The sequence below is a fragment of the Roseomonas sp. TS2 genome (assembly GCF_058833935.1).
Genome location: NZ_JCACVY010000135.1, coordinates 1 through 12,204, shown reverse-complemented (window position 1 = coordinate 12,204; position 12,204 = coordinate 1). Strand labels below are relative to the sequence as shown.

Genomic DNA, 12,204 nt, shown 5'->3' with positions numbered 1-12,204 from the left:
ACCGACGGAAGAGCACCGCAGAAAATCAAGCGCTTAGGCCAGTCTTTGTCTAACCGAGGTCGCCTTTTCTAGCAGCGCGTCGCCACATCCAAGGCGGCACCCTCTCCGCCTCCGGTAACCTCTAAAGCCCGCGGCGTGCTGCCCGGGCATCTCGCTCGACCGCCAGCATCGACTGGTCACGCAGGTATTGCCATTAGACCCCGGCATCCCCTCGCCTGACCAGCTTGCGGTTCACATCCAGGCCGCCCAGCCAGACCTTCTCTACCGTTCGGCCGTACCGGTCGGTGTCGACCACTTCCACCCGTACGCTCCGCTGGAAGGCTAAGTCGGCCAGCGACTGGCACGCGCCCCAGAGCTGTCGGCTTTCCAGCGCGTCGATCTCGGCCAGCCGCACCTTTACCTGCTCCCGCTCGGCGATCAGCCGCGTCAGGGTCTCGCCGCCAAATGCCCACGACCAGGCCCACCAACTCCGTGGCGCTTGCCTGAGGCGGTCGCGATAAGCCGATCAGCAGGGCAGCGAGAAGATCCGGAGATACAGCGCGAATGGCCAGCATCAGCCGAGGATAGCGACAAGACCCTAAAGATCTCCCTGCTATCACGCGAATCTTGTTCTTCTTTCGTTCTGCATGATAGCGTCCGCAGCGGGGCGATTCGGCGGGGGCCGACTGATGATGGAGATTAGACATGCACGTCCGCCCGGCTCCGGCCGCCCCCCTCACCCTCCTGTCTTTCCGAGAGGCTCCACTGTCCCACTGGGAAGGATGGTTGATCCGCACGCGCTGCGCTGATCCGACCTGCCCACCCAATCGGCTGGTCTGCGTGGAGGAGGTGCTGGACGCACGGGGCGAGATGTCCGTCGAAGCCATGGCGGATCAGATGCGCTGCAGCGTTTGCGCCCGCTCTGTCACACGCGTCGCTCTCGTGAAGTCGTGTAAGGCTGGCGAGGTGATCAATCCGGTGCGCGGGGCCGCATTCTGGTGATGCGGCTGGCATCGGAGCACTTAGCTAATCGCGCCGACATGGATGAGCTGGAGAGCACCGAGCGTGACGCCGTGCTGGAGGCTGTCTGCTATGTGCTCCGCTACAGTCTTGAGGGTCGGCCGCTGGGGAAAACCCTGGCTTGCCCAGCGCCAGACCAAGCCGCGGACCGTGTGCTCGAGCAGCTGGAGCGCTCCGGGTGGCGGCTGGTCAGGCTGCCGCCGATCCCGCCGCACTCGACGGGATAAGGCGGACGGCTTGAGAGGGCCAACGTCTGGACTCTCGAGACCGCCCAGCCCGCGGGGGAGGAAGGCTGGGCGGTTAGCCTATCAGCCACTCGTTAAAGTGGAGATACGAGGGGAACACTAACCGGTGGTTGTGAGGTAGAGCAACAGAGGAGTGATCTCCAGAAGCAGAAATGCTCCTGCCGTGCCGCCGAAAAAGGCGCCTGCACGGTGGTACGCAGGGACGCCCGATAAGCCAGCATTGGCCTGCGGCAGGCGGAGGCGGCCGTGGCGGCCCTGCGCACCGCGCACGGCGCACGGTGCCTTCAAAGCGGCGCAGGCTGACCTTCAATGACGCCCAAAGAGTTCCGGCAGTGCCTGGTCGATCTCGATTGGAAGCCGGCAGAGGTGGCTCGTGTCCTGGACATGGAGCAGATCACCGTCAGGCGCTGGTCCTGTGGGCTAAGCCTGGTGCCGCCGGCCGCATCCACATGACACCGCGCGCTAGCGACCGGCGTACGCGCACTCATGGCACAGCATCCTGCATCTCCAGTGCACCGAAATACCTGCCGCGGTCGCTTGCACAATCAGCAAGCACCACATTTTGCCCTTGGCAAAAAGACAACCACGCCAATCGTACGGAGCAGGGCAGCCGAAATAATCCGCTACTGAAAAATTGTGAAAACTTCAAAGCTCGAGCTGATTTTTTCGGGCACCACCATGTCAGCATCTCTGCAGAAGGTTTCAAAAATCCATCGATGGGCAAAAAAGTAGACGGCTCTGCTCCTGATCAGGCCAATGATACCGGCATACCGGCTGCAGGTGCCATGGACCAGGGTGCCCTTGAACCACTAGGGCGACCTGGGCTCCATCATTGGAAACAGGCAAACATTGTCGATCCGAGCATTGAAAACCGAGGCAGCGTGTTCTTCGCTGCTGTCGAGATGACGCGGATGCCAATGATCTTAGCCGATCCGAGGCAGAGTGATTGCCCAATCGTCTTCGCCAACAATGCCTTCCTCGACCTGACCGGCTATGAGGAGGGAGAGGTGCTGAACCGCAACTGCCGCTTTCTCCAGGGCGCCGCAACCGATCCGATGGCGGTCACTCAACTGCGCGAGGCTATACGGGACCAACGTCCAATCGCCCTTGAGATCCTGAATTACAGGCGGGACGGCACACCCTTCTGGAACGCGATCTTCATGGGGCCGGTATTCGACCAGTCTGGAGAGTTGATCTATTTTTTCGCCAGCCAGCTTGACGTCTCCAAACGGCGGGAGAGCGAGCAGTCGCTGCGGCAGGCGCAGAAGATGGAAGCCATTGGTCAGCTTACTGCTGGGCTAGCCCATGACTTCAACAACATGCTGCAGATCGTCAACGGCAGCCTGGAGATAATGAAACATAAGCGCCATGACGAACGCGCTTTTGAACGATATCATTCCGCTGCTACGGCGGCTGCGGAACGCGGCTCCAAACTAACCCGCCAGTTGCTGGCTTTTGCTCGTCGCTCGCGGCTCGAGCCGAAAGGCGTCGACCTGAGCCAGCTGGTGAATTCCTTCGGCGAATTGCTGGAAAGTTCGGTGGGGCAACGAGCCGAGCTTTACCTTAGTCTGCAGCGGCGCCTTCCCGAGGTGAAGGTGGATCCGGTGCATCTCGAGATGGCGCTGCTCAACATTGTGGTGAATGCGCGTGACGCTTCGCCCAATGGCGGTGCAATCACCGTGAAGACCAAGGCCATCCACCTCAACGGCAACGCCGCGGCACATCACCTGGAGCCAGGTGATTACGTCATACTTTCGGTCAGTGACGAGGGCACGGGCATGCCCCCACACATCCAGGCGCGCGCCACCGAACCTTTCTTCACCACCAAGCCGCAAGGGCAGGGTACCGGCCTTGGCCTCGCCATGGCTCAGGGCTTTGTTCAGCAATCCGGTGGCCGGCTGGAGATCGAGAGCGAGCCGGGGCGTGGCACCACGATCCGCATGATCTTTCCAAAGATGGTGCAGGAAACGGAGGATCAGCGGTTCGAGGCACAGCAGAGCGGCTATCAGACGCGCGCGCTGAGCGAATCCACGGCGCCCCCCTTGATCCTTGTGGTGGATGATAGTCGGGAGATCGCCCACATGGCTCAGGAGGCGCTGATTGACATTGGCTACCGCGTGGTCGTCGCCTACAGCGCTGAGCAGGCGCTTGAGCGCTTTGATGAGGCCAAGGCGGCGAACGACCCCTTCAGCCTCGTGTTCTCGGACGTGCTGATGCCAGGTGGAGCCAACGGGTTGGTTCTCGGGGAATGGGTGCGCGAACGCAGCCCTGATGTGCCAGTGGTGCTGACCACCGGCTATAATGACGAGATGTCGCTGAATGGCCCCCGAGACATTACGCTTGAGGTGCTGGGTAAGCCCTACAAGCGCAGTGAAATGATCGATCGTCTGCAGGCGGCGCTGCGCCGCGGCGCTCGTACCGGGCCCGATCGAGAGACCTCAGATTTTGGCCACGCTCGGGAATAGATACGGCCGATAAAAATCTAGTCGGAACAACGGCGCCCTACCGGGAGGCCCCGACAGGGCACCGTTGCCACCAATGTCCGCCCTCTAGTGTGCCGAGGAAGCACATCAGCTCAACCACGGCAGACAGCCTTAGTTGCAGCAAGGCATCGATTTTCCGAGGCCAAGCAGCCAGAATTTTGCGCTCAGCGGCCAGTTTTCAGAGGGACACGGCTAAGCCAGGTTCCTCTTTCCGTTTGACCTCGGATTTGCTGAGCAGGGTCCGGCGCTCACGCGGATCTGTCCCAGGATCACCAGGAAAAACCTTTAGGTTGATTTTCCCTAATTCGTGATGCTTAAAATGATGCATTCATCAAAAAAGGTTAGCGTCAAAGGGAGAACGACAGTGCTACAGACACATCTGGTTCCCATAGTGTGCGCGGTCATCAGCGCAGCCTCCATTCTCTGGCTGGCCTGTTCGGCCCTTTGCTGAAGGCCGCTCATCTGAATGCTCTCGCTGACGAATAAGGCAGCCTGGGCCTGGGGGGAGCCAGACATACGACAATCAAGGATTAGCATGCCTAGCTGTGCGAAAATATGCGAAAATAAATGGGTGCCACAGTAATCCGCATTGCCCGTGTCGGCAGTCGAATCAAAGCAGATATCGGTGCTTGTCGACAGTGCAGCCAGCATGAAGGATGCTACCATCAGCAGGCTGCCTTACATTGCGATCAAGAAGTACCGTCGCAGCCGGTGTAAGCGTTTTTGGGGAGAGAGATTTTGCTATTTCATGCAATGGTAGGATCCAATGATATCAATCGATCCAAGCATTTTTATGATGCCGTGCTTGGTACGCTGGGCGTAAATGAGGCCACGATCAACATGGCAGGCAGCGGTCACACTCGGCTTTTCTACCGCAGTGACCGCGGCGCAAATTTCATTGTGACAGAACCCATTAACGACAAGCCTGCGACTGTCGCTAACGGTAGCACCGTTGCTTTCTCGTGCGACTCAGCCAAGCAGGTCCGCCAGTTCCACGACGTAGCGGTCGCCAACGGTGGCACCTCGATCGAGGATGGGCCAGGACCACGCCAATCGGCGATGGGAACGATACATTTGGCGTACGTCCGCGATCCCGACGGCAACAAGTTGTGCGGCATATATGTTCCTTCGTGATCCTCGACTGGCAAAGCCCTTCCTGCAAACGAAGAAATAGTAGCAAGCTGCCTCTTAGCTGAGCGGCAGCTTGCCAGTGGGAACTGCTTTCCCAAGCCCTGTTGTTCCCCCATTATCGGGCTGAGCGCTGCTGGGTGAGGGCAGAGTTTGGCTGGAAGCGGTCTCTCTGCTTTCCAGGAAAGGGAGGCCAGCAAGCGGCCTCTGGCAGTGATGAGAGCTCGCTCAAAGCCCCGATGCAAAACGATACGGGATGGCCCGGGGTAGCTGGCTCCGGGATCTCTCAGGACACTAGGTTCCTGCCGTGGTAGTCAGGCACAGAGATCAACGCCTGCAAAACGCCCGAAACCGGCAGCTTCCAAGCCGTGTTTGGCCAGTTGACGGTGATGATCCCCGCATGGGTCGTGAGGTCGACTCAAACCAGCTGGTGGAGACGGAGCGCTTCGTGGCAGATTTCGGGAAGGGCTCTAAAAGAGACGCTCCAGAGAGCCTGTACTTCCTCGCGGGTGGCGGAGAGATGGGCCAACGCGTGCGCGCGTTCGACTGGCAGGCCACCGCGCTTGGGGAAGCGCAGGCGTGGCCGCAAAGCCTGCAGACCGTCGTTTGCCTCATGCTCCATGCCAAGCAGCCCATGTTCCTGGCCTGGGGGCCTGAGCTCATCCTGCTCTACAACGACGACTACGCGGCAGTTCTTGGTTCCAAGCATCCCCAAGCGCTTGGCCAGGCGTTCGAGGTGGCTTGGTCCGACATCTGGCCGCAGTTCGGCCCCATCGTGCAGCGGGTGATCGGCGGCGAGGCGCTCTCGTTCGAAGACCTGCCCATCCCCATGCGGCGCAACGGGTATCCCGAGGATACCTGGTTCAGCTTCTCCTACACGCCGCTCCACAGCGAGGACGGCAGCATCGCGGGCCTGTTCTGCGCCTGCACTGAGACCACCACCAAGGTCTTGGGCGAGCAGGCCCTGCGGGAAAGCGAGGCCAAGCTCGAAGCCCTGGTGGCCGCGCGCACCGTCGAGCTTGACCGTGTCTGGAAGAACTCGAGGGACCTTCTGGTCATCGTGAGTGCGGGTGGGATCTTCCAAGCCGTGAGCCCCGCCTGGACGGCCGTGCTCGGGCACCAGCCCGCCGAGGTGGTCGGCCAGAGCTTCCTTGACTTCATCTGGCCCGAGGACGCTGAGCTAACCCGTGGCGCCCTGCACCTGGCGGCGAGCCAGAATGACCTGATCAGCTTCGAGAACCGCTACCGGCACAAGGATGGCACACCACGTTGGATCTCGTGGAGCACGTCCGTCGAGGGCAACCTGGTCTACGCCTACGGCCGTCACGTTACTGTGGAGAAGGAGCAGGTGGCAGCTCTCCAGCGCACCGAAGAGCGGCTCCGACAAGCGCAGAAGATGGAGGCCATCGGCCAACTCACGGGTGGTCTGGCCCATGATTTCAACAACCTCATGCTCGGCATCACAGGCAGTCTGGAGCTTCTCAAGACACGGATCGCCCAGGGCCGGAACGGCGGCATCGACCGCTATGTCGATGCCGCACGCGGTGCGGCAGACCGGGCAGCCTCACTGACGCACAGGCTGCTGGCCTTCTCGCGCCAGCAGACACTCGACCCGAAGCCGATTCAGGTGGACCCGCTCATCACCGGGATGCAGGCGCTCCTCCGGGGAACGGTTGGTCCGGAGATCAGCGTCCAGGCTAAGCTTGGCGCCGACGTCTGGCCGATCCTCTGCGATCCGAACCAGCTCGAGAATGCGCTGCTCAACCTCTGCATCAACGCGCGCGACGCCATGCCACAGGGTGGGCAGTTGACGATCGGGACGTCAAACCTCGACGAGGCCAGCGCCACGGAACACGGCCTGCCAACGGGCCAGCATGTGGCAATCTGCGTGACCGACACAGGCGTGGGCATGACGTCAGAGGTCAAAGCGAGGGCATTCGATCCGTTCTTCACCACCAAGCCGATCGGCCAGGGGACGGGCCTCGGCCTCTCCATGGTGTATGGGTTCGTCCAGCAGTCCGGCGGCCATGTGCAGATCCGGTCCGAGGTCGGTGAGGGCACAACAATCTGCCTGCACCTGCCCCGTTATCAAGGCGAGATGGCAACCGCTGGCGTGAACGAAGAACACGCTCCCGAAGCCCCTCTCGGCACAAGGCTGACGGTCCTCGTGGTCGATGACGAAGCGATGATCCGGATGCTCGTGACGGAGGTGCTCAACGATCTTGGGTACGCAGCGCTCGATGCACCGGACGGCGCCTCCGGGCTGGAAATACTGCAGTCGGGAGCCCGGATCGACCTGCTGGTCAGTGACATTGGCCTACCCGGGGGCATGAGCGGGCGCCAGATGGTCAGCGTGGCGCGACAGTTTCGCCCCGATCTGAAGGTCCTGTTCATCACCGGCTACGCGGAGCAGGCCTTACTCGGAGACGGTCGGCTGGAACCAGGTATGCAGGTGATGACCAAGCCCTTTGCGCTCGGGGCCATGGCTCGGCGCATCCAGGAGATGGTCTCGCAAACTTAGGTCGTGGTCATGTGTGACCCTCCGCTCTGGGTCGCCCCACGGCAGGGTGTTCCGTTACCGCAGAAGGCGGAGGCTCTGTCACTGCTGCCGATGTCGGCTTTGGAGGAAGTAATGAGACACCTCCTACGTCTTGGTTGGGCGCAAAGCCGTCATTCATGGCAAGGGCCAGCTGGCGGCCTGAAGAGCACCCCGCTCAAAGGTTACCGGGCGCGCGGAATAGTTACGCCGTCATCTGACACAGTCTGGCGGCCCTTCGGAGCTTGGTCCGGCGGCGCCTGTCCGCCTCCGACCTATGTTGGTCGGTCATCGACCCGCTTAGGCTGATCTGAAGCGGACATAGATGCGTTCGGCTAAAACACGAGCCGCTTTGAGTGAAAATGCTGCACGACATGTCACATCTCGGCCGCTCGTCTCGTCATGGCTTTGAACGTCAATCTTCGGCGTTCCGAGCAAAAGGACGAGATATGAGCGAGAACAAGCGGCTGGTCTGGAACAATGTGGCGCCGCAGGGTGCCAAGGCGCTCTATGGCATCCACCACTACATCACCACAGGCACCAGCCTACCCCACGAACTGATCCACCTTGTCTTCCTGCGTGTATCGCAGATCAACGGCTGCGCGCACTGCATCGACCTGCACACCCGGGACCTGCTGAAGACGATGCCGATCGAGAAAGTGGTCCTGGTTCCGGTCTGGGCCGAGGTGCCCCACCTATTCTCCGACCAGTACCGCGCAGCTCTTGCTTGGGCGGAGGAGGTCACGCTCGTGAGCGAGACGCACGCTTCCGACGAGGCCTATGCCGCCGCCAGCGCGGCCTTCGCGCCGAAGGACCTCGTTGACCTCACAATCACCATCGCGGCGATGAACGCATTCAACCGTCTCGGTGCACCCTTCCGCCTCCCGGTCCAGGCGAAGGCTTAGTCCGTTCTGCCGCTTCGTCAGGGACGGCGCCGATGCCGTCCCGCCCGCCGAGTCGATCGATCCCTAACCGACAATTTCGTGTTTCACATCGCGAATTTTCTACGGAGCATGTCACATCCGGCCCAACCCACCTCGTCCTATGTTCGACGAACGCGAGAGCGCGGCATGAAGCCGCCCCATCCGTACTCGAACAAGGAGAAGGGCAAGATGAAGATCGTGGTGATTGGCGGCAGCGGACTCATCGGTCGGCACCTGACAGCCGAACTCTCGCGGCAAGGGCACGAGGCCATCGCGGCATCGCCCAGCAGCGGGGTAAATGCGCTGACGGGCGAAGGCCTTGCGGACGTGCTCCACGGAGCCGACGTCGTCGTCGACGTGTCGAACTCGCCCTCTTTCGAGGACACGGCAGTGCTCGACTTCTTTGAGCGCTCTGGTCGCAACCTCCTTGCGGCGGAGCACGAAGCGGGCGTGAAGCACCACGTCGCCCTGTCAATCGTCGGCACGGACCGCCTTCAGGGGAACGGCTACTTCCGGGCTAAGGTCGCGCAGGAGCGGCTTATCAAGGAATCCGGCATCCCCTTCACCATCGTGCGCGCGACCCAGTTCTTCGAGTTCGTGGACGCCATCGCCGAAGCCTCAGTCGATGGCGACTGCCTTGTCGTTCCTGATGCCGACTTCCAGCCCATCGCCGCCGCCGATGTCGCCGCAGCACTCGCCGATGTCGCACTTGCTCCGCCGCGCAATGCGACGATCGAGATCGCCGGACCGATCCGCCAGCCGTTCCGCGACTTCGTCGCCCGCCGCATCGCCGCCAACGGCGACAATCGGGAGGTGCTGGCCGACAGGGCGGCGCGCTACTTCGGCGCCGCGCTCGAAACAGGGTCGCTTGTTCCCGAGCATGAGGGCGCGGCACGACTGGGGCCAACACGCTTCGAGAACTGGCTCGCCGCCTAAACCGCTGCACGTCTTCCCTCCACGACGAAAGGCCCTTTCATGCTCCGGAATCTTTTGTTGGCCGCCCTCATTGCCGTCTCACCCGCCCCTACCCTGGCGGCGGACGTCGCAAATGGTGAGGCCCGCGTGACGACGATTTTTGACCATCCGCTCCCCTCTGTTCCGGGCAAGAGCCTGCGCGGCGTTCTCGTGGAGTATGGTCCGGGTGGCTCCTCGCCGTCCCACACCCACGCCGCATCCGCCTTCATCACGGCAACCGTTATCGAGGGCGCAGTGCGCAGCCGGATCAACGACGGGCCGGAGAGGGTCTTCCACGTCGGCGAAAGCTTCGTCGAGATGCCAGGCGACCATCACGGCGTCAGCGCCAACGCCAGCGACCTCGAGTCCTCCAAGCTCCTCGCCGTCTTCGTCGTCGACACGGACGACACCGAACTGACAACGCCGGATCGCCATTAGGAGACCCGTGTGTTTTGAACGGCGGTTATCCCGCGCGACAGCCATGGCCAAGTTATTCCAAACCACCGTCGAGGATATGCGTATGCGGCAGGCAGACGACGCCACGGTCATCTTCGAGACCCATCGGGCGCGGCTCCTGCGCATCGCATACCGTATGCTGGGCTCGCGCAGTGAGGCCGAGGACGTCGTGCAGAATGCATGGCTACGTTGGGTCGGCACCGACCGGAGCGATGTCGCCGCCCCGTATCCCTTCCTAGCGCGCGTGGTCACCCGGCTCTGCCTCGACGAAATGAAGTCGGCTCGTGCCCGCCGAGAGACCTATGTCGGTGCCTGGCTGCCCGATCCGTTCGTGGAAACCGAAGCGGACGGCGTCGACGAAGATGATCTGACACTCACGCTGATGATGGCGCTGGAGCGCCTTTCGCCGCTCGAACGGGCAGCCTTCCTGCTCCACGACGTCTTCGGCATGCCACTCGGCGAGGTGGCGGACACGCTCGACCGGGAAGCGGCCGCCGTGCGTCAGCTCGCTGTTAGGGCGCGGCGGAACATTCAGGCCGCGCGTCCGCGCTTCCCCGTGGCACGCGAGGAGGGCGAGCGGATCGCGCTTGCCTTCTTCGCAGCCTCGACCACCGGCGACACCGCAACACTACGCACGCTTCTCGCCGAGAACGCAGTGCTGCGCTCGGATGGCGGCGGCAAGGTTCTGGCCTTCATCAATCCCATCGCGGGACTGGACCGCCTGTTGCGCATGTTCGAGGGTGTGCGCCGCAAATGGGGGGCAGGCTGGGCGCAGATGATCGAAACCGTCTGGATTGACGGGCTGCCCGGCTATGTCAGCCGCGAGCGCGGCAATGTGCTCCAGACGACAGCGCTCGCCATCGAGAGTGGACAGATCACCGCGATCTACATCACCCGCAATCCCGACAAGCTACGCCATGTCGCGCAGGCTCTCGCGGCGGAACCGGACACAACCTTGCCGACACAGTGATTGGGCAGCGGACGACCGGCGGGTCGCCCCACGTAGAACCCAACCTCTCCAAGCGCTCTCTGTTTCCGCCGGGCGCAGCAATATCGGAGTTATCGTCATGAGGACGATGGCTCATCTCCAGTTCCTCGCGGGTTATGGAGCCAGCAGGATAGGGGCTCTGCGGGAGGACCAGGCAAGCCTACAAGACGATGAGCTTCCATGGAGGTATGGTGCAGGTGGCGTAGAAACGCCTGGAACATGTCTGCTTGCGCGCCATTGTAAATTGCCTCGCCTAGACTTTCCAGGCGAGCTACGTCTCTCTCGATTTGCTAGATATATTGATAATCTTCACCGCTCATTGCAGCTGAGATCCCTGCACGTCCTGTAGCAAAACCCAGGACGCTGCGAAGGTTCCCAGCAGTATGAGTCTCCGCCATTACGGCAAAGCCTCGCCTCATGGGCATTCCGTATGAGTTCTAAAGGATTATCGTTGCATCTAGAGTAGTTTATGCGCGCTACGCCATTCACGGGAGGAAGCGATGACGATCCCATCTGACACGGTTCTTAATGAAATCGCCGCCCGAGCTAAGCGTACCGGCCAACGGGCCGAGCTTCCGCTCAATTGTCCTGCCGATCAGCGGGGGGAAGCCTTGGCCCGCGCAAATGCTGCTGCTCAGCGCCATGGTTGCAATTGGGCGGGCTGGGAGGAACGAGGCGGGCGCACGTTCCTGGTGATACACCCACCTCGCCATATTTGGCCGGGCGAGCGCTAAATCGGCTCACCGGACCTCAGACGACGCAGGATCCTGCGCCGCCGGTTATCAGTCCGGCGCGAGCCTGCTGGTGCCTGCCCTATACCCCTGCGGCAGCCGCCGTTCGTCGAGCCACAGGTCAATCAGCGTCTCGACGAACGACGCCTGGCCAAAGCTGGCGCCATGGTAGGGGTGGTCCGGCATCAGCAGCACGTTGTGCACCCCGCAGCACCGGATCGTGGCGCCGCGGTACTCGCAGACGGTCCAGCCGTCCGGGGTGTCTGAGCGGCTGACGACGCGGAATCGCTCGGGGATGACGGTGGGCATGGCCATAGTCGGACCATACCCGATCGCTCACCCCGGCGGCAGGGCGGCCCTGATCGCCGCCAGCGCCGCCTGCGCCGTGGCGAGCTGCCCCTGAAGGCGAGCCACCTGCGCCCGCAGCTCGGCCACCTCGTCGGACGGCTCGGGCTCAGGCGTCACCGGGTCCGGCGCCTCGGCCTCGGGCAACTGCCCGTCCAGCAGCGCCTCCAGCCCGCGTAGCCAGCCCTCGATCAGCGCCGAGGCGCCGGCGTCGAGGGGCTGGTGGTTGGCGAGCATGCCATAGACGGCGAGCGCCACCTTGGTCGGGTTCGTCTCCTCGCCAGCCGGGGCCGAGCCAGCCTTGCGGCCAGATCCCACCTGCGCGACCCACGTCATATGCTCGACCTGGCGGATGAGGCCATTCGTCGGCTCGGGGTAGCGCCCGCGGGCCGCGTAGGCCTCGGGGTTCATGGCGT

At 62.4% G+C, this 12,204-nt stretch carries 10 protein-coding genes; 7 read left to right on the top strand and 3 right to left on the bottom strand.

Translation table 11 applies throughout. From position 1 onward, the window contains the following. Positions 1-193 precede the first annotated feature (193 nt). Entirely contained in the window at positions 194-394 is a 201-nt protein-coding gene (locus ACZJYS_RS17830) for a thermonuclease family protein (RefSeq protein WP_379632462.1), read from the bottom strand. A 1,299-nt stretch (positions 395-1,693) separates the two neighbouring features. On the opposite strand from ACZJYS_RS17830, the gene ACZJYS_RS17825 reads away from it, so the two are divergent. From ACZJYS_RS17825 to ACZJYS_RS17795, 7 genes are all read left to right on the top strand, one after another. Beyond that, positions 1,694-3,709 carry an ATP-binding protein gene (locus ACZJYS_RS17825; protein WP_379632460.1) on the top strand — a complete coding sequence of 672 codons (2,016 nt, stop codon included), beginning with the start codon at positions 1,694-1,696 and terminating at the stop codon, positions 3,707-3,709. 771 nt (positions 3,710-4,480) lie between these two features. Beyond that, positions 4,481-4,861: a VOC family protein gene (locus ACZJYS_RS17820; RefSeq protein ID WP_493179806.1), complete on the top strand. Its 381-nt coding sequence runs from the start codon at positions 4,481-4,483 to the stop codon at positions 4,859-4,861. Between the two features lie 394 nt (positions 4,862-5,255). Continuing rightward, positions 5,256-7,376 (top strand): hybrid sensor histidine kinase/response regulator, encoded by a 2,121-nt coding sequence (locus tag ACZJYS_RS17815; protein ID WP_493179805.1) that lies wholly within the window; start codon positions 5,256-5,258, stop codon positions 7,374-7,376. Positions 7,377-7,840: 464 nt separating this feature from the next. Beyond that, entirely contained in the window at positions 7,841-8,296 is a 456-nt protein-coding gene (locus ACZJYS_RS17810) for a carboxymuconolactone decarboxylase family protein (RefSeq protein ID WP_493179804.1), read from the top strand. Positions 8,297-8,503: 207 nt separating this feature from the next. Next, a complete protein-coding gene (locus tag ACZJYS_RS17805) occupies positions 8,504-9,250 on the top strand; it encodes an SDR family oxidoreductase (protein ID WP_493179803.1) in 747 nt (248 codons plus the stop codon). A 57-nt stretch (positions 9,251-9,307) separates the two neighbouring features. Next, complete coding sequence (locus tag ACZJYS_RS17800; protein WP_493179802.1) at positions 9,308-9,706, top strand: cupin domain-containing protein; 399 nt, start codon at positions 9,308-9,310, stop codon at positions 9,704-9,706. An 82-nt stretch (positions 9,707-9,788) separates the two neighbouring features. Further along, entirely contained in the window at positions 9,789-10,694 is a 906-nt protein-coding gene (locus tag ACZJYS_RS17795) for a sigma-70 family RNA polymerase sigma factor (RefSeq protein WP_493179801.1), read from the top strand. An 800-nt stretch (positions 10,695-11,494) separates the two neighbouring features. Here the strand turns inward: ACZJYS_RS17795 and ACZJYS_RS17790 are convergent. Together ACZJYS_RS17790 and ACZJYS_RS17785 are read right to left on the bottom strand one after the other, a co-directional pair. Next, positions 11,495-11,752 carry a hypothetical protein gene (locus ACZJYS_RS17790; protein ID WP_493179800.1) on the bottom strand — a complete coding sequence of 86 codons (258 nt, stop codon included), beginning with the start codon at positions 11,750-11,752 and terminating at the stop codon, positions 11,495-11,497. A 27-nt stretch (positions 11,753-11,779) separates the two neighbouring features. Further along, positions 11,780-12,204 (bottom strand): hypothetical protein (locus ACZJYS_RS17785; RefSeq protein WP_493179799.1); only part of this gene is annotated, 425 nt, incomplete at its 5' end.